The organism is Siminovitchia thermophila (genome assembly GCF_016909185.1).
In the GTDB taxonomy this organism is placed as follows: domain Bacteria; phylum Bacillota; class Bacilli; order Bacillales; family Bacillaceae_C; genus Siminovitchia; species Siminovitchia thermophila.
In genome coordinates this window covers 1-24,324 of the sequence record NZ_JAFBFH010000031.1, presented here as the reverse complement: position 1 = coordinate 24,324, position 24,324 = coordinate 1, and the positions used below count along the sequence as shown (strand labels likewise).

General features: G+C 43.8%; 25 protein-coding genes and 1 rRNA gene. 24 read left to right on the top strand and 2 right to left on the bottom strand.

Features of this window, described 5'->3' with window-relative positions:
* Positions 1-53: 53 nt before the first annotated feature.
* The 8 genes from spoVT to JOC94_RS17635 all read left to right on the top strand — a co-directional run bounded on the left by spoVT (position 54) and on the right by JOC94_RS17635 (position 5,956).
* Positions 54-590 (top strand): stage V sporulation protein T, encoded by a 537-nt coding sequence (spoVT, locus tag JOC94_RS17670; RefSeq protein WP_077111905.1) that lies wholly within the window; start codon positions 54-56, stop codon positions 588-590.
* Between the two features lie 98 nt (positions 591-688).
* A complete protein-coding gene (locus tag JOC94_RS17665; protein ID WP_171973902.1) occupies positions 689-2,290 on the top strand; it encodes a putative polysaccharide biosynthesis protein in 1,602 nt (533 codons plus the stop codon).
* On the top strand, positions 2,287-3,750 hold the full coding sequence (gene yabN, locus JOC94_RS17660; protein WP_077111859.1) for a bifunctional methyltransferase/pyrophosphohydrolase YabN: 1,464 nt from the start codon (positions 2,287-2,289) through the stop codon (positions 3,748-3,750). Before JOC94_RS17665 ends, yabN begins: the two co-directional genes overlap by 4 nt.
* 14 nt (positions 3,751-3,764) lie before the next feature.
* Positions 3,765-4,025: an RNA-binding S4 domain-containing protein gene (locus JOC94_RS17655; RefSeq protein WP_077111904.1), complete on the top strand. Its 261-nt coding sequence runs from the start codon at positions 3,765-3,767 to the stop codon at positions 4,023-4,025.
* Positions 4,026-4,117: 92 nt separating this feature from the next.
* Positions 4,118-4,423 (top strand): sporulation protein YabP, encoded by a 306-nt coding sequence (yabP, locus tag JOC94_RS17650; RefSeq protein WP_077111858.1) that lies wholly within the window; start codon positions 4,118-4,120, stop codon positions 4,421-4,423.
* Positions 4,420-5,040, top strand: a complete 621-nt coding sequence (yabQ, locus tag JOC94_RS17645; RefSeq protein ID WP_077111857.1) for a spore cortex biosynthesis protein YabQ — start codon at positions 4,420-4,422, stop codon at positions 5,038-5,040. Before yabP ends, yabQ begins: the two co-directional genes overlap by 4 nt.
* Positions 5,041-5,057: 17 nt before the next feature.
* Positions 5,058-5,462, top strand: coding sequence for an FtsB family cell division protein (locus JOC94_RS17640; protein WP_077111856.1), 405 nt, complete (start codon positions 5,058-5,060; stop codon positions 5,460-5,462).
* Positions 5,463-5,539: 77 nt separating this feature from the next.
* Entirely contained in the window at positions 5,540-5,956 is a 417-nt protein-coding gene (locus JOC94_RS17635) for a S1 domain-containing RNA-binding protein (protein ID WP_077111855.1), read from the top strand.
* A gap of 270 nt (positions 5,957-6,226) precedes the next feature.
* Here JOC94_RS17635 and JOC94_RS17630 read toward each other — a convergent pair whose 3' ends face one another.
* Both JOC94_RS17630 and JOC94_RS23240 read right to left on the bottom strand, forming a co-directional pair.
* Positions 6,227-6,940: a YqeB family protein gene (locus JOC94_RS17630; RefSeq protein WP_083717531.1), complete on the bottom strand. Its 714-nt coding sequence runs from the start codon at positions 6,938-6,940 to the stop codon at positions 6,227-6,229.
* Positions 6,941-7,104: 164 nt separating this feature from the next.
* Positions 7,105-7,227 carry a hypothetical protein gene (locus JOC94_RS23240; RefSeq protein WP_268921005.1) on the bottom strand — a complete coding sequence of 41 codons (123 nt, stop codon included), beginning with the start codon at positions 7,225-7,227 and terminating at the stop codon, positions 7,105-7,107.
* Between the two features lie 314 nt (positions 7,228-7,541).
* Between JOC94_RS23240 and spoIIE the strand changes: the two genes are divergently transcribed.
* The 16 genes from spoIIE to JOC94_RS17550 all read left to right on the top strand — a co-directional run.
* Positions 7,542-10,031: a stage II sporulation protein E gene (gene spoIIE / locus JOC94_RS17625; protein WP_077111853.1), complete on the top strand. Its 2,490-nt coding sequence runs from the start codon at positions 7,542-7,544 to the stop codon at positions 10,029-10,031.
* A 76-nt stretch (positions 10,032-10,107) separates the two neighbouring features.
* Positions 10,108-10,848, top strand: a complete 741-nt coding sequence (locus JOC94_RS17620) for a VWA domain-containing protein (RefSeq protein ID WP_077111852.1) — start codon at positions 10,108-10,110, stop codon at positions 10,846-10,848.
* Positions 10,817-11,749 carry a protein kinase domain-containing protein gene (locus JOC94_RS17615; RefSeq protein ID WP_077111902.1) on the top strand — a complete coding sequence of 311 codons (933 nt, stop codon included), beginning with the start codon at positions 10,817-10,819 and terminating at the stop codon, positions 11,747-11,749. The genes JOC94_RS17620 and JOC94_RS17615 overlap by 32 nt, the downstream gene beginning before the upstream one ends.
* A 61-nt stretch (positions 11,750-11,810) precedes the next feature.
* On the top strand, positions 11,811-13,256 hold the full coding sequence (gene tilS, locus JOC94_RS17610) for a tRNA lysidine(34) synthetase TilS (protein WP_236017143.1): 1,446 nt from the start codon (positions 11,811-11,813) through the stop codon (positions 13,254-13,256).
* On the top strand, positions 13,246-13,797 hold the full coding sequence (hpt, locus tag JOC94_RS17605; protein ID WP_077111850.1) for a hypoxanthine phosphoribosyltransferase: 552 nt from the start codon (positions 13,246-13,248) through the stop codon (positions 13,795-13,797). The genes tilS and hpt overlap by 11 nt, the downstream gene beginning before the upstream one ends.
* Before the next feature lie 96 nt (positions 13,798-13,893).
* Complete coding sequence (gene ftsH / locus JOC94_RS17600; protein WP_077111849.1) at positions 13,894-15,906, top strand: ATP-dependent zinc metalloprotease FtsH; 2,013 nt, start codon at positions 13,894-13,896, stop codon at positions 15,904-15,906.
* A gap of 220 nt (positions 15,907-16,126) precedes the next feature.
* The gene (locus tag JOC94_RS17595) at positions 16,127-16,897 is read left to right on the top strand and encodes a type III pantothenate kinase (RefSeq protein ID WP_171973905.1); all 771 of its coding nucleotides are present in this window, start codon (positions 16,127-16,129) and stop codon (positions 16,895-16,897) included.
* 15 nt (positions 16,898-16,912) lie between these two features.
* Positions 16,913-17,794 (top strand): Hsp33 family molecular chaperone HslO, encoded by an 882-nt coding sequence (gene hslO, locus JOC94_RS17590; RefSeq protein ID WP_077111847.1) that lies wholly within the window; start codon positions 16,913-16,915, stop codon positions 17,792-17,794.
* 113 nt (positions 17,795-17,907) lie between these two features.
* Positions 17,908-18,834, top strand: coding sequence for a cysteine synthase A (gene cysK, locus JOC94_RS17585; protein WP_077111846.1), 927 nt, complete (start codon positions 17,908-17,910; stop codon positions 18,832-18,834).
* Between the two features lie 139 nt (positions 18,835-18,973).
* Positions 18,974-19,795, top strand: a complete 822-nt coding sequence (gene folP, locus JOC94_RS17580; protein ID WP_077111901.1) for a dihydropteroate synthase — start codon at positions 18,974-18,976, stop codon at positions 19,793-19,795.
* Complete coding sequence (gene folB, locus JOC94_RS17575) at positions 19,788-20,153, top strand: dihydroneopterin aldolase (RefSeq protein ID WP_077111845.1); 366 nt, start codon at positions 19,788-19,790, stop codon at positions 20,151-20,153. Before folP ends, folB begins: the two co-directional genes overlap by 8 nt.
* Positions 20,146-20,673: a 2-amino-4-hydroxy-6-hydroxymethyldihydropteridine diphosphokinase gene (gene folK / locus JOC94_RS17570; protein ID WP_077111844.1), complete on the top strand. Its 528-nt coding sequence runs from the start codon at positions 20,146-20,148 to the stop codon at positions 20,671-20,673. Before folB ends, folK begins: the two co-directional genes overlap by 8 nt.
* Positions 20,625-20,849: a helix-turn-helix domain-containing protein gene (locus tag JOC94_RS17565; RefSeq protein ID WP_077111843.1), complete on the top strand. Its 225-nt coding sequence runs from the start codon at positions 20,625-20,627 to the stop codon at positions 20,847-20,849. The genes folK and JOC94_RS17565 overlap by 49 nt, the downstream gene beginning before the upstream one ends.
* Before the next feature lie 19 nt (positions 20,850-20,868).
* Entirely contained in the window at positions 20,869-21,861 is a 993-nt protein-coding gene (gene dusB / locus JOC94_RS17560; RefSeq protein WP_077111842.1) for a tRNA dihydrouridine synthase DusB, read from the top strand.
* A 110-nt stretch (positions 21,862-21,971) separates the two neighbouring features.
* Complete coding sequence (gene lysS, locus JOC94_RS17555; RefSeq protein WP_213089110.1) at positions 21,972-23,459, top strand: lysine--tRNA ligase; 1,488 nt, start codon at positions 21,972-21,974, stop codon at positions 23,457-23,459.
* Positions 23,460-23,764: 305 nt separating this feature from the next.
* Positions 23,765-24,324, top strand: a 16S ribosomal RNA gene (locus JOC94_RS17550); the annotation flags it as partial.

Below are 24,324 nucleotides of genomic sequence, written 5' to 3'. Positions count from 1 at the left end.
AAGTAGCATTTACTTAAAAAACTCAGTCATCTGATGAAAGAGAGGCAACTATGATGAAGGCAACAGGTATTGTTCGTCGTATTGATGATTTGGGAAGAGTAGTCATACCAAAAGAAATCCGCAGAACATTGCGAATCAGGGAAGGTGATCCGCTGGAAATATTTGTGGATCGCGAAGGGGAAGTTATCCTAAAGAAATATTCCCCGATTAACGAATTGGGCGATTTTGCAAAAGAATACGGAGAAGCTTTATTTGACAGCCTGGGGAGCCCCGTCCTTATTTGTGACCGGGATGCAGTTATTGCGGTCGCCGGCGGGCCGAAAAAGGACTATATGAATAAAAATAATAGCGATATGATTGAAGAGGCTATGGCGAACCGTTCGGCCAAACTGGAAACGAATCCGGGCTCCGTTTCGCTTGTCGAGGGGCATGAGGAAGAACTTTCCTCTTATACGATTGCCCCTATTATAGCGGGGGGCGATCCGATCGGCGCTGTAATTATTTTTTCCAAAGATAAGGTAATCGGTGAAATTGAACAAAAATCTGCCGAAACGGCAGCCAGCTTTTTGGCTCGACAAATGGAATCGTAATGCTCATAAAACAATATTGGAAGAGGGCTTGGCGTCCGCCAAGCCTTTTTCTTATGCTATAATAAATGGAGATTTTTTGTAGAAAGGCGAGAGGTAGCTTGCCAGAAGAAACGAGACCATTTATCAAAGGCGCCTTTATATTGGCGGCAGCAGCGCTGTTTATTAAAATATTGAGTGCCGTGTACCGCGTCCCTTTTCAGAATATCGTTGGTGACACGGGTTTTTATATTTACCAGCAAGTTTACCCACTATACGGAATCGCTTATGTGCTTGCTTCAACCGGCTTTCCTGTTATTATTTCAAGAATAGTCGCTGCAAAAGATCAGCAAAATAAACAAAGTGTCATAAATAAGCTTCAAGCCGCATTTATCGTTTTAATGTTTGTGGGACTCGGCTTGTTTTCCTTTTTTTTCTTTGGCGCAAATATGATTGCTCGCTGGATGGGCGATCCTCTGTTGGGACCCGTTATTCAAGTAACCGCGTTTCCTTTTTTGCTGCTTCCCTTTCTGTCTCTGTGGCGGGGGATATTTCAAGGGAACGGCAATATGGTGCCAACTGCTTTAGCCCAGGTGATAGAGCAGGTCTTCCGGGTCGCGGCCATTTTACTCATCTCCTTTCTTTTAGTGGATAAAGGATATTCCTTTTATGAAGTGGGGCGGGGTACTTGGGCAGGCGCAGTTGTAGGAAGTGCGGCGGGTGCTGTCTTACTGGCTATATTTGCCGGAAGGAACATCAGAATCTTCATAAATGCCGTCCGCCTTCCTTTTCATGAGTTTGTTGCGGTGGGAAAATTGGTTCTTGTACACGGGACGGCGATTTGTTTTAGCGGCCTTCTGCTTATTTTATTTCAACTTGTTGATTCGTTGAATATGTATTCTCTTTTGCTCCATTCCGGTATGGAGAGTGTGGATGCAAAAGTGTTAAAAGGCGTTTTTGACCGGGGGCAGCCGCTTATACAGCTTGGAACGACTATCGTAGGGGCAATGTCGTTAGCCCTTGTTCCAGCCATAGCCGCCGCCTGGTCCCAAGGAAATATAGGAATCCTCCAAAAAAAGATGGAATCAACTATAAAACTGAGTGCTGTTATAGGGGCAGGGGCGGCAATCGGGTTAATGAACATTATTAAGCCAACCAACATGATGCTTTTTAAAAACCAGGATGGCTCCTTAACACTTGGTATACTTGCCGCCGCCATTTTCTTCGCATCTATGGTTATGACGTTTACCGGAATATTGCAAGGGATGGGAGCGGCGCTCGTTCCGGCAAAGTATTTACTCGTAGGAATTGCGTGCAAATATGTATTAAACACATGGCTTGTTCCACAATATGGAGCATTTGGCGCCGCTTTGGCTACCAATATAGGGATGGGCGTCATTTTCATTTTACTGTTAAACGAGTTAAAAAAACGGTTTCCTGTACACATGGTCATATTCAAAACCTTGCCCCGATTGTTGATGGCCTGTACCGCCATGACCGCTGTACTTCAGGTATGGCTGTTTCTTTTTGAAGTATGTGGGCTTGAAGGAAGGCTGTGGAGTACTGTAGCGGCACTTGGCGGAGTGTTAGTCGGCGGATTCATTTATATATCGTTTTTACTTTACAGTAACCTGTTCGACAATGAGGAATTAAAGCATGTTCCGTTTTATGCGAAAGCAACTGCTTTCCGATGGAGAACAACAGAAGAAGGGAGAAGGAAATGAACGAAATATTTGTCGTTGGCTTGGGAGCGGGAGAGCTTGACCAGCTTCCGCTCGGTGTCTATAAAAAGTTGAAAGAAACAGACCGGCTTTTCTTTCGAACAAAGGAGCATCCCGTTGTAAATGAATTGAAAGCGGAAGGAATCGTTTTTCAAGCATTTGATGACGTATATGAAAAACATGACACCTTTGAGGCGGTTTATGAAGAAATCACAGAAAAGCTGCTGGATGAAGCCCGGAAAAAAGAACTGGTGTATGCTGTGCCGGGACATCCGCTTGTGGCCGAAAAGACTGTCCAAATGTTGCTTCAAAACGGTCCGCAACAAGGGATTCAAATTACGATCGGCGGCGGGCAAAGCTTTCTTGATAGCCTTTTTTCAGCTGTTAAAATCGACCCGATTACAGGATTTCAGTTGCTTGATGCGACAATGCTTCGCCGGGATGATATTAACATCGGGCAGCATGTCATCATCGCTCAAGTATACGACCAGTTCGTTGCTTCCGAAGTTAAACTGACCCTTATGGAAAAATACCCGGATGATCATAGCGTGATTATTGTTACAGCAGGGGGCAGCAGCCGGGAAAGTCTCAAAGAGATTCCTCTTTACGAATTGGACAGGCAGGCAGCCGTGGACAACTTGACGAGTCTTTATGTCCCTCCGCTGACGTGCCGGGAGGAAACATTAAAAGAATTTTCGTCATTAAGGGAGATAATAGCCGAACTTCGAGGTCCAAATGGCTGTCCATGGGATAAAAAGCAGACAAACAAGTCTTTAAAGAAATACTTGATTGAAGAAGCATATGAATTGCTCGATGCGATTGACCGCGATCATATAGATGACATGGTGGAGGAACTTGGTGATGTGTTGCTCCAAGTGATGCTGCATGCTCAAATAGGGGAAGATGATGGAATGTTTTCCATTGAAGATGTCATTGAAAGTATTTCCAAGAAAATGATTCGCCGCCATCCACATGTCTTTGGTCATGTCCACGCAGAAACATCTGAAGCTGTTGCAGCCAACTGGGAGCAAATTAAAGCTGCTGAAAAAAACGCTCAGGACGAAGGGGCTTCCTTGCTCGATCATGCTGAAAAGGGAATTCCCGCCTTGCTTCGCGCTTATACATATCAAAAACTGGCAGCAAAAATCGGTTTTGACTGGGAATGCGCGGAAGATGCCTTAACAAAAGTAAAGGAAGAAGTGCAGGAATTTGCGGATGAATTGGCGAAAGAAAACAAAGAGGCTCAGCTTGATGAAATGGGAGATGTGCTTTTTGCGGTTGTCAATGCAGCAAGGCTGGCCGGCATTCATCCGGAAGAAGCCCTTCAGCAGGCAAACGAAAAGTTTTATCGCCGGTTTACGTATGTGGAGTCCAAAGTGAAAGAGAGCGGGCGTCCATATAGTGATGTATCACTCGAACAACTTGACCAGTATTGGAATGAAGCCAAAAAACAAGGCAGGTGAATGGTATGACCGAGATGCGTTTAGATAAATTTCTTAAAGTTTCCCGACTTATCAAAAGAAGGCCTGTAGCGAAAGAAATGGCCGATAAGGGCAGGATCCACATCAATGATCAGCAGGCAAAAGCAAGTTCAAGCGTAAAAGCGGGTGATGAACTGACGATCCGTTTCGGGCAGAAGCTTGTCACTGTCAAAGTGAAAGAATTAAAGGATTCTACGAAAAAAGAAGATGCCGCCGCCATGTACACATTGGTAAATGAAGAACGGCTGGAACAATAAAAAACCTGTAGAAACTGGAAAGAAGGCTTGTTCTATTTCATTCCCCCGATACATACATTTATCACAAACGGTATGAAAAAGAGGGGATGAAGATGAGCCAATATTATGATTCAACGCAAACCGGAACGAAGCCGGCTCCAGAGCATGATTTGATTATGCGCGGCCGCAGATTGATTGATATAACGGGTGTAAAGCAAGTTGAAAGCTTTGATAATGAGGAATTTTTGCTGGAAACCGTCATGGGATTTCTGGCCATTCGGGGTCAAAACTTGCAAATGAAAAATCTCGATGTGACCAAAGGGGTCGTATCCATCAAGGGCAAAGTGTATGACATCGTATATCTTGATGATCACGACGGAGGAAAAGCTAAAGGGTTCTTTGGCAAGTTATTCAAATGAGTTTATCCGTCCAATTCCAAACATTACTTGCCATGATTGTCATGGGAAGTCTATTTGGAGCCATGCTTGATACGTACCAGCGCTTTTTAAACCGTGTAAACCGCAAGCGTTGGATCGTATTTATTAATGATTTGCTATTTTGGTTTATTCAAGGCATCCTTATTTTTTACATTCTTTTTTTGGTCAATTCGGGTGAATTGAGGATTTACTTGCTCCTCGCCCTTTGTCTTGGGTTTGCCGCTTACCAGGCTTTGTTCAAGCAGAGTTATGAACGTTTGCTTGAATGGGCCATTCGCCTTGTCAAAGCAGCCGTTCACATCATAAAAAAGCTTGTTCATCTCCTCATCTATCAACCGGTCAGGGGCCTGTTTTTACTGATCAAATATATCGTAATCTCTCTCCTTTCAGTTGGATTAGCGCTTGTAAAAACAGTTGGGAAAGTGTTAAAATGGTTGGTAACGACTGTCTTTCGACCAATATTATGGATCGGAAAGATGATCGTTCCAAAAAAAGTGGAAAAGTTTGTCGTGAAAATGGGAAGCACTTTAGAAGGGTTTTTTCAAAACACGAAGAATAAAGTAAGTAAAATCATAGAATTTCTTCGTAGAAAGAGATAGGAGGCGACAGAGACAGGATGGGAACCAAGCAAAGACAGGCTATTGCTTCTCTTGAAAACAGTTATACAAAACAGCAGGAGGTTGCAGCCCGTTCGGCAGCTAGAAGGAGAAAGTTATTGTTTCGGCGGCTTACCGTTTTCTTTGTCATGGCCATCGCAGTCAGCGCCTTATTAATTTCTACGCTGATGTCACGAGAAGAAAGTTTAGCGGAAAAAAAAATGGAAAAGGTGCAAATGGAAGAAAAATTGGCCAAGCTGGAAAAAGAGCAACTCATACTTGAAAATGAAATTGCCAAATTGAATGATGACGAATATATTGCCAAGCTCGCCAGAAGCGAATACTTCCTCTCTGATAAAGGTGAAATCATCTTTAATATCCCAAATTCCGAAAAGAAAGAAAAAGAGAAAAAGAGCTCATATTGACACTTTTTTTTGCAGTTAGCTATAATATAAAGTAAAGCTTTATTTTTTTATACACTTTAAGGAGGAAAAATTTTTTTATGTCGATCGAGGTAGGCAGCAAGTTACAAGGTAAGGTAACAGGCATTACTCATTTTGGGGCTTTTGTGGAGTTGCCCGAAGGCTCAACCGGACTTGTCCACATAAGTGAAGTGGCCGATAATTATGTGAAGGACATTAATGAGCATTTAAAAGTCGGTGATGAAGTACTTGTCAGGGTTTTAAATGTTGAGAAGGACGGAAAGATTGGATTATCTATCCGCAAAGCGAAAGATCAGCCCCAGTCACAATCTCACTCCGGTCAACGCCCGCGTCATGGCAGGATGAATGATTTTCGCACCAAAGAAAGTTTTGAACAAAAAATGAATCGCTTTTTGAAAGAAAGTGAAGATCGTTTATCATCGTTAAAACGCCATACTGAGTCCAAACGGGGCGGCCGTGGCTCAAGGCGTGGCTAATAACTTGCTGTCACTTTCCATATAGCAGGTACGGACGTTAAATGGGAGAATCTCTTGGAGATCCTCCCATTTTTTTATGGTAAATATTGGAGCGAAGCGTGATCTATGTAAATAATATCCATGGGGTTTTTTTGTTTTCCCTGTTCCGCTAATGAATATTGTTCAAGCCATTCCAATCCATTTTGGCCGATCAATTGAAGGAGAAACGGCAACGGTTCTGATCGGATGCTCCCGCTTGATTTTATCAAGCGCTCATCTACGATATCTTCCTCAAACATTGCGCCAGTATTGTAAACCATCTTCATCGCGAACAATGATATTTAGTTTTGCCAGCTCATTTTTCAAATCTCTCATTGCTTCTTCATCGTCGTTTTCAATCGCTTTTTCTCTCGCTTTCATAAGCGCGTTTTCAGGTATTAATAAATCTGGAGAATCCTCAAACCATAATTGATAGTGATCTTTATACGGATCTCCCTCACTTCTCCAAGGATAGCCATGCTTGTTAAAAGCTTGTTCAATCTTGTGTTTGCTCGTATCATGCGGCTCACGTAAAAGTTCATGTCCCGAAAATCCGACAATAACCAATTCTCCATTATCAAGGAAAACATGCTGGATGTCTTTTCGAAGGATTTCCATATTCAGTAACTTATTTTGAACAGTGACTGTTGCATCTGTCATCTTAATTGAAATGTTCTGTTCCATTAGCCAATGAACAAGAAACAAACCACATAATAAACCTATGACGGACAGCAATACACTGGACCAATCTCCCGTAAAGCTTTGTATTTTTTCAAGAAGGTTCATCAGGAACACAAATGTATTAGAATCACCGATCCATTTCATAAACCATTCTAAATCTATCAGCCAATGTACAATTCTAGTGAAAAAATAGCCTAACGTCATACCTCCGACAGAGAAAATAACGTACCATATGATCTTTTCCGCCATAGACATACTGATCACTGTTTCTCTTGTATCTCGCAATATTTTCAATCCCCTTGTCACTTTCCATCTTAGTAACTTATACGAACATGAAAGCGAAGAGTTTCAATCCAATCGATATTGGATCCCCATGCTCCAGAAATTTTTTAAATGTTTTCATTCTGAGGATAGGTTTTGACACTGGAATATGTTCCACTCAAATCCATTCACCAATGCCCATTCACCCACGACCATTCACTTTCATGTGTTGCGATCATGCCTTTTAACCCTTGAAGAAAGCCTGGCGGTGGAATGCCGGCGTGAAGTCCAGGTGAGCGGCTACGTTCCATAACCTGTTTCGACTCCTCTTTATCTCACTCGGCAAAGGTTGTCTTGCTTTCTTGCTTATTTTTAATAATTCGTGTTCATTATCGGCAAAAGTACAACATATTTTGGCGGAACAACGGAAGGATCGTATGAAACTTGATGGGAAAATCAGCCAAAAAACCGCGCCATTAAGAAGACAAAAGGGTTTTTTATAATGTCGGATATTTGTATCTGAAAGAGTCGAACGATTCTGTCTTTGTTATCCATAAAAATGACAAACTTTTATTCATCGCCGCTATATAATGGGCTTCAATATTTGGAATCGGGGGAGATGAAGATGGGTAAGGGAGAACAGATGCTGATCGGAACTGTTGGAAATATGGAATTGGAGAAAGCGGACTTCGATCTTTTTAAAGGACTAAGAAATGTTCGGAAAAAGCTGGAATACGTTTTTTTGGATAAAGGGATTGCTATGGTGCTGGTCGGCTTTTTGCTTGGACGAGCTTTAATATTATCGCAGCTCAGCCCATTTGCCCTCCCGTTTTTCGCTTGTGCCTATATGTTGCGAAGGCGAAGATCGCCGCTTGTCCTGCTGGGATTGATGGCCGGGGCATTGACCATATCCCTCAGCAATGTGATCTTTATTTTTACAGCAAGTATTCTATTTTTAATTTCATTCAGAATGATGGAAAAAATCCACGAAGCACCTATAAAGGCTGTTCCTTACTATGTGTTCTGTATTTCTTTTTTGATCAAATGCTCAGTTACATATTTCCAGAACGGACAAATTTTACAAAATTATGATCTCATGATGGCTGGCGTGGAAGCGGGATTAGCCTTTGTGCTCGTTTTTATATTCATGCAAAGCATTCCATTTTTGACGACACTAAGGAAGACGAAAGCTTTAAAAACGGAAGAAGTGATCAGCTTGATGATTATGCTTGCTTCTGTGATGACCGGGACGATTGGCTGGACGATATATGACTTGTCCATTGAACATATTATGTCGCGTTATCTTGTTTTGGTTTTTGCTTTTACCGCGGGGGCAGCGGTAGGATCGACCGTCGGTGTTGTAACAGGGCTGATTTTCAGCTTGGCGGACATGTCCAGCTTTTATCAGATGAGTTTGCTTGCTTTTGCCGGTCTGCTCGGCGGCCTTTTGAAGGAAGGGAAACGGGCTGGAACCGCCATTGGTCTCATGATTGCCACGTTGCTTCTAGGAATGTACGGAAGCCAAGGAGGCGCGTTAAGCATTTCCATGTATGAGTCCATTCTAGCTGTGCTGTTGTTATTTTTAACCCCTTTGCCTTTCACAGAACGATTGGCGCGCCATATCCCCGGTACTGCGGAACATGCGCTTCATCAACAACAATACGCCCGAAAGGTAAGGGACATAACTGTTCGCAGGGTGGAGCAATTTTCCTCTGTGTTCAAAGCGCTGTCAACCAGTTTTTCGCAACCCGAGAAATGGGCTGATCCTGAAAAGGAAGAACAAGAGTATGACCTGTTTTTAAGCAAGGTGACAGAAAAGACATGCCAAACTTGTCATAAAAAATCCCAATGCTGGGGAGCGCAGTTTGATAAAACATATGAATTAATGAAGCAAGTTATGCATGAAATGGACGATAAAACCGGTTTTATCCCCGTACAAGTGTATCGGCCGCTGGAAAAGCATTGCAGCAAGGCTGGAAAGGTAAGGGATGTGATCCATCAGGAACTTGTGTTTTATCAAGCGAATAAGAGGTTGCAAAAGCAGGTGCAGGAGAGCCGGAAGCTTGTGGCCGAGCAGCTAATGGGCGTTTCAGAGGTGATGATTGATTTTGCAAAAGAGATGAAACGCGAGCAAAACAATCATCATCGACAGGAAGAACTTCTTTTGGAATCTCTTCAGGACTTTGGGATCGATATTGAACAAGTTGAAATATACAGTTTGGAACCGGGTGGGATTGATATTGATCTTATGATCCCCGGCTGGTACGGAAACGGGGAGGCGGAGAAAATCATCGCCCCACTTTTGTCAGATATTTTTAACGAGACCATTATCGTGAAACATCGGGAAACGGCTGACTTCCCGCAAGGGTTTCATTACGTAACGCTTAGGTCCGCAAAAGCCTATGCGGTTGAAACTGGTGTGGCCCATGCGGCAAAGGGCGGTGGGTTCTTATCAGGAGACAGCTACTCAACAATTGAGCTTGGTTCGGGAAAATTTGCCCTTGCGATCAGCGATGGAATGGGCAATGGCGAAAGAGCCCATCAGGAAAGCAATGAAACATTGAAATTACTTCAAAAGATATTGCAGTCCGGAATCGAAGAAAAAGTGGCGATCAAATCAATCAACTCTGTCCTTTCTTTACGGACAGATGACGAAATGTTTTCCACTCTTGATTTGGCCATGATCGACTTACAGACGATAGAAGCAAAATTCATTAAAGTAGGTTCTGCTCCAAGCTTTGTCAAAAGGGGGAATAAAATTAAAAAAATAGAGGCCGGGAACTTGCCGATAGGGATTCTGGATGACTTTGATGTTGATATTGTCAATGAACAATTGAAGCCGGGCGACTTGCTCGTCATGATGAGTGATGGTGTCTTTGAAGGGCCAAAGCATGTAGAAAATTATGAATTATGGATGAAAAGGAAGTTGCGGGAGATCCAGACTGATGAACCGCAGGCAATTGCAGATTTAATCATGGAAGAGGTGATCAGAACCCGCTCCGGTGCCATTCCGGATGATATGACGATTATCACTGCAAAAATTAAGCATAACACACCAAAATGGGCAGCCATTCCAATCAACAAGGCAACAAGAAAGATTTCAAGTGTCAGCTAGTATAAAAACCCCTATTTCCGGCGACGCTGGTAAAAGTTATCAGGCATGATAAGAGCCGAAAATGGAGGTAATAATTGTGAAAGCAGGCACTTTAAAACAAATACTTTTGATCACGGACGGCTGTTCCAATAAGGGCGAGGATCCGGTTGCCATGGCAGCCTTGGCCCAAGAGCATGGGATCACTGTCAATGTGATCGGCGTGCTTGAAAATGACTCGATCGATGAAAAAGGGATTACGGAAATTGAAGGCATTGCCCAAGCAGGTGGGGGCATCAGCCAAATCGTTTATTCGGAAAACCTATCCGAAACCGTTCAAATGGTAACAAGAAAAGCGATGACACAAACATTGCAAGGAGTAGTAAATCGGGAACTGCGACAAATATTGAGCAAAGAAACTTCCCTTGAAGAGCTTCCTCCGGAGCAAAGAGGAGAAGTCATGGATGTGGTTGATGAGCTTGGTGAAACTGCCGAACTGCAAGTGGCTGTTCTTATTGATACGAGTGCAAGCATGAAATTCAAATTGCCAACCGTAAAGGAAGCACTGCTCGATTTATCTTTAAGTTTGAATGCCCGGACAGGAAATAATCAATTTTCTGTCTGTATATTTCCCGGGAAACGAGTTGACACAGAACAATTGGTGGATTGGACGCCAAAGCTGGATGCGCTGACGAGTGTGTTTCCAAAATTAACGGCTGGCGGCATCACACCCACAGGTCCAGCCGTCCGAGAAGCGATTGGCATGTTCAAGAAAAAACGCTCATTAAGGGGGCTGTTCGCCAGAGATGATGACGAACAAATCCTGGACGAATCGATGTAATGTCCTTCCGGGCACGGTCATACGAGGGAAGTGGCATCACAACAGATACGTCATTATAAAAAAACTGGGGAGCGGTGCCAACGGAATTGTCTATCTTGCTGAAGGCGCAGGCGGTTATACCGCCATAAAGATGAGTGACGATAGTATGTCAATCATATCGGAGGTCAATGTCTTAAAGGAACTTGCAAAGGTCCAGGGATCTGTCCTTGGACCTTCCCTTTTGGATGTTGATGATTGGGAACAGCCGCGTGAAAAAAGCATTCCTTTTTATGCGATGGAATACATAAACGGCCCAAATTTGCTATCATTTATTCGGCAAAAGGGGACTTCTTGGGCAGGCGTGATGATTGTTCAACTACTGCATCATTTGGAGCAGCTGCATCGTCTAGGTTGGATCTTTTGTGATATAAAACCGGAAAATTTAATCGTATCCGTCAACCCGGCAAAAATCCGCTGTATCGATGTTGGAGGAACGACTAGAAGGGGGCGTGCTGTAAAAGAGTTCACTGAATTTTTTGACCGGGGATATTGGGGTCTGGGATCAAGAAAGGCCGAACCGTCTTACGATCTTTTTTCAACAGCGATGGTGATGATTAATTTATTTTACCCAAATCGCTTCCAGAAAAATAGCGGCGGGATTCACCAGCTAAGAGCATACATTCAAAAGTCGGCGGAACTGTCCCGCTACCAAGAGATATTGGAAAAAGCATTAACGGGGCAATATGCGTCAGCCGAACAAATGAAGAAGGAAATGTTATCCATCATGAGCCGGACCGCCATGAAAAACAGGCGTGTCAAACAGAAGAGAAGTCGAAAAAAGGGCTCCCTCATGGAGACAGCGGCAGTTATTTTTGTCACTTCTTTTCTCTACGGATTGTACATATATTTATTTTTATTATAACAGCAGTTTCATACCTTATTTTGGCCAAAAGTGTTAAACTATGTGCAGAGGGAATTGTTTTTTGAATCTAAATAAGGGAATAGGTAATATGCTGGAATTTGAAAGGAAAACGCTCGCTTTTATTGAAAAACATGGATTGATCACATATGGTGACAAAGTGTGTGCTGCTGTTTCGGGCGGTCCCGATTCGATGGCGCTCCTTCACTTTTTGGTAAAAAGAAGAAACAAGTTTCAAATTGAACTTGCAGCAACCCATGTAGACCATATGCTTCGCGGCAAGGAATCCAAGGCGGACCTTGAATATGTGCGCTCGTATTGCGAAAAGAACAACATCCCTTTTTTTTCAGCCTCTATCGATATTAAACAAAAAATGGAGCAAGATCGCGCAGGCATGCAAGAGACGGCCAGGAAATATCGTTATCTGTTTTTGGCGGATGTCATGAAGCAAATCCAGGCCAATAAGTTGGCTGTTGGACAACATGCTGACGATCAGATGGAAACCATTTTGATGCGATTGACACGGGGAAGCAGCGGCAAAGCTCGCGCAGGGATTCAAGCTATGCGCCCCTTTTCGCCGGGAATGCTCATACGTCCGCTCCTCGGTGTAACGAAAGAACAAATTGAAGAATATTGTATTTTTTACCAGTTGGAGCCCAGGAGGGACCCAAGCAATAACCACCCCGATTATACGAGGAACCGCTTTCGACTGGATGTGCTCCCCGTTTTGAAAAGAGAAAACGAAAAAGCGCATGAACATTTTCAGCGATTCAGCGAAGAAGTGTTACAAGATGAGAAATTTCTGGAAGAGCTTGCAAAACGGGAAATGGAGACCGTTTTAAAAAAAGATAAAAGAGAAATTCTTGTCAATATTCCTGCTTTTTTAAAAGTGCCTTTGCCTTTACAAAGAAGAGGTATTCATCTAATATTAAGCTATCTTTACAAGAAAAAAATCGGCCTGATTACAACTCGCCATTTATCGTCAATAGACCGTTTATTAAAAGGAGATCACCCATCTGCAACGCTACAACTTCCCCTTGGGTTGCATATCATCCGGTCTTACGAAAAGTGCCGGTTTACATTTGACAAAAAGGAACTGCCCTTGGAATATCACTATCATCTACATGCCGGGGATAAGGTTTACATCCCGAGCCAATTCACCATTCAATTGGATAAAGTCAGCGGCCAGCGTACTCAGGAAAAGGACGACTTTGTCATTCTGGATCCGGCTTCTATCCAACTTCCGCTCATGGTCAGGACACGGGTTCCCGGTGATCGAATGAGACTGAAAGGCATGAATGGGAGCAAAAAAATCAAAGATATTTTTATTGATGAAAAGGTTCCCTTGGCAAAGCGGGACAGTTGGCCGATTGTCTCGGATGCCGCAGGCCGTATTTTATGGGTGCCCGGAGTGAAAAAATCTTGCTATGATCTCTCTCCTCAAATGAACGAATCCTATTACATATGCATTGCAAAAAGCCTGGGAGGCAGCAAAGTACATGAAAAATGACATTGAAAAAATACTCATTACCGAAGAAGAAATTGAGGCGAAAATTAAAGAAATTGCCAGTCAACTGACAAAAGAGTATGATGGCCGTTTTCCGTTGGCCATCGGTGTGTTAAAAGGGGCTATGCCATTTATGGCGGACCTGTTAAAAAGAGTGGATACATATTTGGAGATGGACTTTATGGACGTGTCCAGTTATGGCAGATCGACCACTTCTTCCGGAGAAGTAAAAATCTTGAAAGACTTGAACACACCCGTTGAAGGCAGGGATATTTTAATTATTGAAGATATTATTGACAGTGGATTGACATTGAGTTATCTTGTGGAACTATTCAGGTACAGAAAGGCAAACTCGATCAAAATTGTCACTTTATTAGATAAGCCATCGGGCCGCAGAGCAGACATACATGCAGATTACGTTGGTTTTGTTGTTCCAAACTCGTTTGTTGTCGGCTATGGACTCGATTATGCAGAGAAATACCGGAACCTTCCTTATATAGGGGTTTTGAAAAGAGAGGTATATGGCAATAATGTTAAAGAATGAATAAGGATGCAATTTGGCGAGCCAATGTGGTTGTAAAGTCTGAAATGTCTATGATACTATTGAATATAGTTTTTTTACCGTGGGAGGAGGCTAGGGATGAACCGGATCTTTAAAAATACGATCTTTTATTTACTCATCTTTCTCGTTCTGATTGGAATTGTCAGTTGGTTCAACAATACCAATGAGACGACAGAAAATATATCGTATAACAAATTTGTCAATCATTTAGAAAACGGGGACATAGATAAGTTTTCCATCCAGCCTGAAAGAGGCGTTTATGAAATAATCGGCCATTTAAAAGGCACTGAAAAAGATAAACAGTTCACGACGTATGTGATGAACAGCCCGGCTATGCTTGACCGCATTGATAAAGCAGCGGCCAACGTTGAAGTATTGCCTGCCAAGGAAACGAGCGGATGGGTCTCGTTCTTTACGACGATTATTCCATTTATCATCATCTTTATTTTGTTCTTCTTCCTTCTCAACCAAGCGCAAGGCGGGGGAAGCCGTGTAATGAATTTTGGGAAAAGCAAGGCAAGGCTTTACACGGAAGAAAAGAAGAAAGTCCGTTTTAAGGATGTTGCTGGGGCCGACGAAGAGAAGCAAGAGCTTGTTGAGGTTGTTGATTTCTTAAAAGATCCGCGCAAGTTCTCGGAACTGGGAGCCCGTATCCCAAAAGGGATTTTGCTTGTAGGACCGCCGGGAACAGGTAAAACGCTTCTTGCAAGGGCAGTTGCCGGAGAAGCGGGAGTTCCTTTTTTCTCCATCAGTGGATCTGATTTTGTTGAAATGTTTGTCGGGGTTGGTGCGTCCCGTGTACGTGATTTATTTGAAAATGCGAAGAAAAATGCACCTTGTATGATTTTCATCGACGAAATTGACGCTGTCGGACGTCAGCGTGGCGCCGGACTAGGCGGCGGCCATGATGAACGGGAGCAGACGCTCAACCAATTACTCGTTGAAATGGACGGTTTTGGCGCAAATGAAGGAATTATCATCATTGCAGCGACGAACCGGCCGGATATCCTGGATCCAGCTTTACTCCGGCCAGGACGTTTTGACCGGCAAATTACGGTAGACCGCCCTGATGTGAACGGCCGGGAAGCTGTACTTAAAGTCCATGCCCGCAATAAGCCTTTAGATGATTCGGTTGATCTAAAAGCAATTGCCATGCGGACACCCGGGTTTTCAGGTGCCGATCTGGAAAACCTGCTTAACGAGGCTGCGCTTATAGCCGCACGGCGCAACAAGAAGAAAATTGACATGACCGATGTGGATGAAGCAACGGACCGCGTCATAGCCGGACCTGCTAAAAAGAGCAGGGTGATTTCGGAAAAAGAGCGAAACATTGTGGCGTATCATGAAGGCGGCCATACGGTGATCGGTCTTGTCCTTGATGAAGCGGAGATGGTCCATAAAGTGACCATTGTACCTCGAGGCCAAGCGGGCGGCTATGCGGTTATGCTGCCGAAGGAAGATCGTTACTTTATGACGAAACCGGAACTTTTAGATAAGATCGTCGGCTTGTTAGGCGGACGTGTGGCGGAAGAAATTGTGTTCGGAGAAGTTTCTACAGGAGCGCATAACGACTTTCAACGTGCCACGAACATTGCCCGCCGGATGGTCACTGAATTTGGGATGAGCGAAAAGCTTGGCCCCCTTCAATTCGGCCAGCCGCAAGGCCAAGTGTTCCTTGGTCGTGATTTGCATAATGAGCAAAACTATTCTGATGAAATCGCTTATGAAATTGATAAGGAAATTCAAAGGATTATTAAAGAATGCTACGAGCGGGCGCGAGCCATTCTCACTGAGCATCGAGATAAGCTTGAGCTGATCGCACAAACGTTATTGAAAGTAGAAACGCTTGATGCGGAACAAATCAGGAGCTTGTTTGATACCGGAAAATTGCCTGAAGCAACGAAAAAGACAATTGATCCGGAAAGTGATGACCAGAAAGTTGAATCCGAAGGCGAGGAGCCAAAAGTGACGATCCAGCCGAAAGACGATTCAACGGATTCATTGGCCATTGAGGAACAACGGCCGGATGATCCGATTGCTCCGCCTGATCATAATGATCCTAAAGATCCACCATCACGCAAAGATGACTAATAATACAAAAGACACCGATTGGGTTCGGTGTCTTTTTGTGCAACGAGTGGTCGTATTCGTGTTGAGCCCAAAGCAACTCTCATCACCATGATGAGCGGATGTGATCGGAAATGTAAGAGGGGAAGTTTTTTTCTGAAAAATGTGATTCTCTATCTACATCCAAATCACAATTATGGTATGATGTGTGAGAAAAAAGTCTGTCATAAAAGTGGTGAGAGTGTTGATTTTTGTCTTGGATGTGGGAAATACGAATACTGTCCTTGGCGTTTATGAAAACGACCATTTAAAATATCATTGGCGAATAGAAACAAGCCGCCATAAAACAGAAGACGAAGTCGGCATGGTCATCAAGTCTTTATTTGAACATGTCGGCCTTCGTTTTGAGCATATTAACGGTATTATTATTTCATCCGTAGTACCGCCACTCATGTTTACTTTGGAGAAAATGTGCGAAAAGTATTTTAATGTCAAACCGTTAATCGTCGGCCCGGGTATTAAAACAGGCCTGAACATTAAATACGAAAATCCCCGGGAGGTTGGAGCGGACCGGATTGTCAATGCCGTTGCCGGAATTCACGTGTACGGCAGTCCGCTTGTAATTGTGGATTTCGGAACAGCCACGACCTTTTGCTATATTAATGATAAAGCTGAATATACGGGCGGGGTGATTGCCCCCGGCATAGGAATCTCGACTGAGGCCTTGTATTCGAAAGCCGCAAAGCTTCCCAGAATTGAAATTACCCATGTTGATGAAATCATTGGGAAAAACACCGTCGCAGCGATGCAGGCAGGGATTCTTTTTGGTTTTGTTGGACAAGTAGAGGGTATCGTTAAGCGGATTATTGAGAAAAGTAAAAAGAGGCCAACGGTCATTGCTACTGGCGGATTGGCAAATCTAATTGCTTCAGAAACGAATATGATCGATATCATTGACCATGATTTAACCTTAAAAGGTTTACATCTCATTTACAAAAGAAATTTATTGGATTGAAAAGGAGAGCTTCTCATGAATGACTATGTCGTGAAAGCCTTGGCTTATGATGGTCAAGTAAGGGCTTATGCTGCTGCCAGTACGGAAACAGTCAACGAAGCCCAATCCCGGCATCATACGTGGCCAACCGCTTCAGCAGCGCTAGGGCGGGCAATGACTGCCGGAGTGATGATGGGAACAATGTTAAAAGGGGAAGAGAAGCTGACCATCAAGGTGGAAGGTGATGGCCCGCTTGGACCCATCATCATTGATGCTAATGCAAAGGGCCATGTAAGGGGCTATGTGGCAAACCCGCAAATCCACTTTGACTTAAACGAGCTGGGCAAGCTGGATGTTCGCCGCGCCGTGGGAACAAGCGGGACACTTACGGTTGTAAAGGATATCGGGCTGCGTGATCATTTTTCCGGTCAGGTGCCGCTCGTTTCAGGGGAGCTTGGAGAGGATTTTACTTATTATTTTGCCACGTCGGAACAAACTCCTTCTTCTGTCGGAGTGGGTGTTCTTGTGAATCCCGACAACTCCATTTTGGCTGCTGGCGGCTTCATTATCCAGTTGATGCCCGGAACGGATGAAGAGATTATTTCAGAGCTTGAGGAGCGGCTCCAACAAACTCCTCCTGTTTCCAAATTGATTCAACAGGGATTGACCCCCGAGGAATTACTTTTTCGCTTAATTGGCAAAGAACATGTTAAAGTCCTTGAAAAATTGCCCATTCAATTTGAATGCAATTGCTCTAAAGAGCGGTTCGCCCGGGCAATTATCAGCCTCGGTAAAGAGGAAATACAAGATATGATAGAGGAAGACGGCAAAGCGGATACACAATGCCATTTTTGCAACGCCGAATACCATTTTACAAAAGCCGATTTGGAAGACATTTTACATGAGGCAACGAAATAAGAAAACTTCTTGAAGCATAGGTGAAAAGGCGCATGTCATCATTGACACTGGGGAAACAACATGGTAAGTTTAAATAAACCAATACAATTACTCGGAATTAGAGGTGGAGAGAAATGGCGCAAATAGCGAACTCGATTACGGAACTTATTGGCAACACCCCGATCGTCAAGCTAAATCGAATAGTTGAAGAAGACAGCGCAGAAGTTTACTTGAAATTGGAATATATGAACCCGGGAAGCAGTGTGAAAGACCGGATTGCTTTAGCGATGATTGAAGAAGCTGAAGCCCAAGGGAAATTAAAAGAAGGAGATACACTCATCGAGCCGACAAGCGGCAATACAGGAATTGGCTTGGCGATGGTGGCGGCCGCCAAAGGATATAAGGCCATTCTTGTCATGCCGGATACGATGAGTTTAGAGCGGCGCAACTTGTTGCGCGCATACGGTGCGGAACTCGTATTGACTCCCGGAGCGGAGGGCATGAACGGAGCGATAACAAAAGCTTTCGAGCTTGCAAAAGAACATGGCTACTTCTTACCGCAACAATTTGAAAACGAAGCAAATCCAAAAGTTCACAGAGAAACTACCGGAAAAGAAATTGTGGAGCAAATGGGAGATCAGTTGGACGCATTCATTTCCGGAATAGGAACGGGCGGAACGATTACAGGAGCCGGAGAAGTCCTGAAAGAAAAATACCCCGACATTAAAATTTATGCTGTTGAACCGAAAGATTCACCAGTTTTATCGGGTGGAAAGCCTGGCCCGCATAAAATTCAAGGGATCGGAGCCGGTTTTGTTCCATCTATTCTTAATACGGAAGTTTATGAAGAAATCATTCAAGTGACGACGGAAGAAGCATTTGAACAGGCAAGGAGAGCAGCTAAAGAGGAAGGAATTCTTGGCGGGATTTCTTCAGGGGCAGCCATTTCAGCTGCTTTGTCCGTGGCTAAGAAACTTGGAAAGGGCAAGAAAGTGTTAGCGATTATTCCAAGTAATGGCGAGCGCTATTTGAGTACGGCTCTTTATCAATTTGAAGATTAATACTTCGAATAGGAACTAGAATACATTTTTTATAATGACATCCGGCAAGCCCAAACGGGCTTGTCTTTTATTTTTCATTTTACAAATAAAACGGTAAACTAAAATGAGACAGTTAACCAAGGGGATGTGAGTGGCAGTGATGGAATGTGGACCATATACACTGGATTTTACAAAAAAAACATACATAATGGGAATATTAAATGTAACGCCGGATTCGTTTTCGGATGGCGGCCGCTATGAGAATTCCACCTTGGCGGTAGAGCATGCCAAGGAAATGGTAAGGAACGGTGCCGATATCATCGACATTGGCGGGGAATCGACGCGTCCGGGTCATGAACCTGTTTCCGCAGAGGAAGAAATTTCGCGTGTCATACCGACCGTTACAGCTATTGCTTCAAGTGTTCCAGTTCCAGTTTCAATTGATACGTACAAAGCGGAAACAGCTCAAGCGGCTGTTCTGGCTGGCGCTCATATGATCAATGATATATGGGGAGCCAAAAAGGACCCGGAAATAGCGGCGGTTGCTGCTGAAGAAAATGTCCCGATCATCTTGATGCATAACCGGGACAATCGACAATATACAAACTTTGTAAGAGATGTTTTGACCGACATTTATGAAAGTATTTCTATTGCTAAAAAAGCGGGGGTCCCTGACTCGCACATTATTCTTGATCCGGGGATCGGATTTGCCAAAGACATCCACGAAAATATAGAAATGATGCGCAATTTGGATAAGCTTGTTGGCCTCGGCTTTCCTGTTCTCCTTGGAACTTCGCGTAAACGGATGATCGGAACGGTTTTAGATCTGCCTGTAGGGGAACGTATGGAAGGAACGGGCGCTACAGTTTGTTACGGAATTCAAAAAGGGTGCCACATCATGCGGGTTCATGATGTAAAAGAGATGAGCCGGATGGCGGCCATGATGGACGCACTTGTCGGAAAGGGAGAGTGGAATGGATAAAATCTTCATGAATGAAATGGAGCTTTATGGATACCATGGTGTTTTTCCGGAGGAAGCCAAGCTTGGACAGCGATTTAGGGTCAGCGTGGTGATTGAAACGGACTTGCAGCCCGCTGGATTGTCGGACGCTTTGGAAAAAACGATTAATTATGCTGAAGTATATGACTTGTGCAAGGAGATTGTGGAAGGCAAACGATACCAATTAATTGAAGCTGTTGCGGAACAGATTGCTGCTGCAATCCTGGACAGTTTCACAATGGCGCATAGCACAACTATTAAAGTCATCAAGCCAAATCCGCCCATCCCGGGGATTTACGAATCAGTTGCCGTGGAAATTACAAGGAGGCGCCATGGATAACATCGCTTATTTATCCTTGGGTTCAAATATAGGTGAAAGGGAAAAATTCCTTCTGGATGCTGTAAGGGAATTAAAGAATACGGAAGGCATTTGTGTTAAGCAAGTTTCTTCCATCTATGAAACCGATCCGGTTGGCTACACAGACCAAGCCCCTTTTTTAAACATGGCCGTCAAAATCGCGACGTCCCTTTCGCCAGAGGAGTTGTTATCCAAGTGTCTTTTCATAGAGAAAACGCTGGGACGGGTGCGTAAATACAAATGGGGTCCCAGAAAAATCGACCTTGACATTTTATTATATAATACCGAAAATATTGAGATGGAGGTTTTACAAATCCCTCACCCTCGAATGACGGAAAGAGCATTTGTCCTCGTTCCGTTATTGGAGATTGATGGAACATTAGAACTTCCAAACAACGATGTTTCTTTAGCTAAACGATTGGACGAAATACCTGACAAAGAAGGTGTTCGCTTATGGAAACAGATAAATGGGGAAGGCGCATCCGCGCTTTTCGAAAATTAAAAGGTTACACGCAAGAGGGTCTTGCGAAAGATATCGGTGTTTCCGTTTCGGTATTGGGAGAAATTGAAAGAGGCAGCCGTTTGCCTTCCGATCATATACTTGTCCAAATTTCAGAGTTACTGAACGTTTCTGTCGAGGAATTAACGCCTCCAGATGAATTGGGCGATGAAAACTAAAGAAAGGAGGATGTATGTAATGTTAAAGATTGGAAATATTAAAATGAAGAATCCTGTTGTGCTGGCACCAATGGCAGGAGTTTGTAACTCCGCTTTTCGTCTGACGGTGAAAGAATTTGGAGCCGGACTTGTTTGCGCTGAAATGATCAGTGACAAAGGAATTGTATTTAAAAATGAAAAAACGATGAATATGCTTTATATTGATGAAAGGGAAAAGCCGCTATCCCTGCAAATATTTGGCGGTGAGAAAGAAACCCTTGTTGAAGCAGCCAAATTTGTTGATAAAAATACGAATGCGGATATTATCGACATCAATATGGGATGCCCCGTCAATAAAATTATTCGTTGCGAAGCAGGAGCCAGATGGCTTTTGGAACCCAATAAAATTTATGATATGGTTGCAGCCGTAGTAGATGCAGTTGAAAAACCTGTTACAGTAAAGATGCGGATCGGCTGGGATGATGAACATATTTTTGCCGTGGAAAATGCCCAAGCCGTCGAGCGGGCAGGGGGCGCCGCCGTATCCATGCATGGGCGAACCCGCGTTCAAATGTACGAAGGGGAAGCGAATTGGGACATTATACGAGAAGTGAAGCAGTCCATTAACATTCCGTTGATTGGAAACGGAGATGTAAAAACCCCGCAAGATGCCAAGAGAATGTTGGAAGAGACTGGAGTGGACGGGGTTATGATCGGCCGCGCGGCATTGGGTAATCCCTGGATGATATACCGGACGGTCAAGTATTTGGAAACGGGCGAACTTATGGGAGATCCGACGGTTAAAGAAAAGATTGATGTATGCAAACTCCATCTCGATCGCCTGATAGCGTTAAAAGGAGAAGAGGTAGCAGTGCGGGAAATGCGCAAACACGCTGCGTGGTATCTGAAAGGCATCCGTGGGAGCGGCAAAGTGAGAAATGCAGTAAATGAATGCAATAAAAGAGACGAGCTTGTCCGCTTGCTTGACACACTTGTGGACGAAGTGGAAGGCAGAGAGAGAAAAGCGGGATAAAGAATGGATCTTATTTTTACTGCCAGCTAATGGCAGTTTTTTTCATAGAGGGTGTTCCTGACATTAATTTTATGTAAAATGAGGGTATTATGGAGAATGGAGTGGAAAAAATGAGCCATGAAGAGTTGAATGATCAAATTCAAGTCCGGCGCGATAAAATGGGCGCTTTGCGGGAAAAAGGAATAGATCCGTTTGGCAAACGATTTGAGCGTACGGGGCTGACAGACGAAGTTATAGAATTATATGGGGAAAAAACGAAAGAAGAGCTGGACGAGCTTGCCAAGTCGGTTACGATTGCCGGCCGCATTATGACAAAGCGCGGAAAAGGAAAAGCAGGCTTTGCACATATTCAAGATCTTGCCGGACAAATTCAAATATATGTACGAAAAGATGCGGTAGGAGAAGAACAATACGATCTATTTTTATCTGCCGACCTTGGTGATATTGTTGGCGTAACTGGCACTGTATTTAAAACAAAAGTTGGCGAGTTGTCGATTAAAGCACAGCAATTTATATTCCTAACAAAAGCGCTCCGCCCGCTTCCTGAAAAATTCCATGGCTTAAAAGACGTGGAACAGCGGTACCGCCAGCGTTATCTAGATTTAATCACCAATGAAGAAAGCAAAGAAACATTTATTGCCAGAAGTAAGATCATTCAGGCGATGCGGCGCTATTTAGATGGTCAAGGGTTCTTGGAAGTGGAGACGCCTATGCTTCATGCCATAGCAGGCGGAGCAGCGGCACGTCCTTTTAAAACACATCATAACGCACTGGACATGCCTTTTTACTTAAGGATCGCTATTGAACTTCACTTAAAGCGCCTTATTGTCGGCGGAATGGAAAAAGTATATGAAATTGGCCGGGTATTTCGGAATGAAGGAATTTCTACAAGGCATAACCCGGAGTTTACGATGATAGAATTATACGAAGCGTATGCCGACTTCAATGATATTATGGAGCTTACTGAAAATATGATTGCCTCTATCGCCAAGGAAGTTTTGGGAACAGTATCCATAAAATACGGCGATCACGATGTAAATTTGGAACCGAAATGGCGGCGTCTCCATATGGTGGATGCGGTCAAAGAATATACAGGCGTGGATTTTTGGCGTGAAATGACGGATGAGGAAGCCATTCGACTTGCAAAAGAGCATAATGTGGAAATTACGGATCATATGACTTATGGGCATATTGTCAATGAATTTTTCGAGCAACTCGTAGAAGAAAAATTAATCCAACCAACATTTATATACGGGCATCCGGTAGAAATTTCACCACTTGCGAAGAAAAACGAAGAAGACCCGAGATTTACAGACCGCTTTGAATTATTTATCGTAGGCCGTGAACATGCAAATGCCTTTACAGAGCTGAATGATCCGATTGATCAACGGCAGCGGTTTGAAGCTCAGCTTCAGGAGCGTGAACTTGGAAATGATGAAGCGCATGAAATGGATGAAGACTTCCTAGAAGCGCTTGAATATGGAATGCCGCCGACAGGTGGTCTCGGAATAGGAATTGATCGGCTGGTCATGCTATTAACGAACTCTCCCTCTATCAGAGATGTTCTGCTCTTCCCTTTAATGAGACAGAGAGATTAAGATGGCCTTGTGAAAGAACCCTATACGTTAGGGTTCTTTCCTCTTCATATCATTTTTAAAATAAAATTTCAAAAAACCTATTGCCAAGCAAGTGAAAAGGTGTTATATTAATAATCGTTGTCTGAACGAGCGAGAGCGTCGCGATAAAAAAGATTTTAAAAAGTTGTTGACATCTTCTCGTCAGATTGATATACTAATAAAGTCGCTCAAAAGAGCGGCGCCAAGTTTGATCTTTGAAAACTGAACGAAACGAAACGTCAATCAATAATTGATTAGTCAGCTTTAATTATGAGCTAACCAAACTTTTACATGAGAGTTTGATCCTGGCTCAGGACGAACGCTGGCGGCGTGCCTAATACATGCAAGTCGAGCGGACAAAAAGGAGCTTGCTCCTTTTTAGTCAGCGGCGGACGGGTGAGTAACACGTGGGCAACCTGCCTGTAAGACTGGGATAACTCCGGGAAACCGGGGCTAATACCGGATAATTTCTTTTTCCGCATGGAGAAAGGATAAAAGACGGCTCTGCTGTCACTTACAGATGGGCCCGCGGCGCATTAGCTAGTTGGTGGGGTAACGGCCTACCAAGGCAACGATGCGTAGCCGACCTGAGAGGGTGATCGGCCACACTGGGACTGAGACACGGCCCAGACTCCTACGGGAGGCAGCAGTAGGGAATCTTCCGCAATGGACGCAAGTCTGACGGAGCAACGCCGCGTGAGTGATGAAGGTCTTCGGATCGTAAAACTCTGTTATCAGGGAAGAACCCGCACCGGAGTAACTGCCGGTGCGTTGACGGTACCTGACCAGAAAGCCACGGCTAACTACGTGCCAGCAGCCGCGGTAATACGTAGGTGGCAAGCGTTGT

Coding starts and splice junctions, on each gene's coding strand:
- spoVT (WP_077111905.1), top strand. CDS start 54: ATGAAGGCAACAGGTATTGTTCGTCGTATTGATGATTTGGGAAGAGTA.
- yabN (WP_077111859.1), top strand. CDS start 2,287: ATGAACGAAATATTTGTCGTTGGCTTGGGAGCGGGAGAGCTTGACCAG.
- JOC94_RS17655 (WP_077111904.1), top strand. CDS start 3,765: ATGCGTTTAGATAAATTTCTTAAAGTTTCCCGACTTATCAAAAGAAGG.
- yabP (WP_077111858.1), top strand. CDS start 4,118: ATGAGCCAATATTATGATTCAACGCAAACCGGAACGAAGCCGGCTCCA.
- yabQ (WP_077111857.1), top strand. CDS start 4,420: ATGAGTTTATCCGTCCAATTCCAAACATTACTTGCCATGATTGTCATG.
- JOC94_RS17640 (WP_077111856.1), top strand. CDS start 5,058: ATGGGAACCAAGCAAAGACAGGCTATTGCTTCTCTTGAAAACAGTTAT.
- JOC94_RS17635 (WP_077111855.1), top strand. CDS start 5,540: ATGTCGATCGAGGTAGGCAGCAAGTTACAAGGTAAGGTAACAGGCATT.
- JOC94_RS23240 (WP_268921005.1), bottom strand. CDS start 7,227: ATGGAACGTAGCCGCTCACCTGGACTTCACGCCGGCATTCCACCGCCA.
- spoIIE (WP_077111853.1), top strand. CDS start 7,542: ATGGGTAAGGGAGAACAGATGCTGATCGGAACTGTTGGAAATATGGAA.
- JOC94_RS17615 (WP_077111902.1), top strand. CDS start 10,817: ATGACGAACAAATCCTGGACGAATCGATGTAATGTCCTTCCGGGCACG.
- hpt (WP_077111850.1), top strand. CDS start 13,246: ATGAAAAATGACATTGAAAAAATACTCATTACCGAAGAAGAAATTGAG.
- ftsH (WP_077111849.1), top strand. CDS start 13,894: ATGAACCGGATCTTTAAAAATACGATCTTTTATTTACTCATCTTTCTC.
- hslO (WP_077111847.1), top strand. CDS start 16,913: ATGAATGACTATGTCGTGAAAGCCTTGGCTTATGATGGTCAAGTAAGG.
- cysK (WP_077111846.1), top strand. CDS start 17,908: ATGGCGCAAATAGCGAACTCGATTACGGAACTTATTGGCAACACCCCG.
- folP (WP_077111901.1), top strand. CDS start 18,974: ATGGAATGTGGACCATATACACTGGATTTTACAAAAAAAACATACATA.
- folB (WP_077111845.1), top strand. CDS start 19,788: ATGGATAAAATCTTCATGAATGAAATGGAGCTTTATGGATACCATGGT.
- folK (WP_077111844.1), top strand. CDS start 20,146: ATGGATAACATCGCTTATTTATCCTTGGGTTCAAATATAGGTGAAAGG.
- JOC94_RS17565 (WP_077111843.1), top strand. CDS start 20,625: ATGGAAACAGATAAATGGGGAAGGCGCATCCGCGCTTTTCGAAAATTA.
- dusB (WP_077111842.1), top strand. CDS start 20,869: ATGTTAAAGATTGGAAATATTAAAATGAAGAATCCTGTTGTGCTGGCA.
- lysS (WP_213089110.1), top strand. CDS start 21,972: ATGAGCCATGAAGAGTTGAATGATCAAATTCAAGTCCGGCGCGATAAA.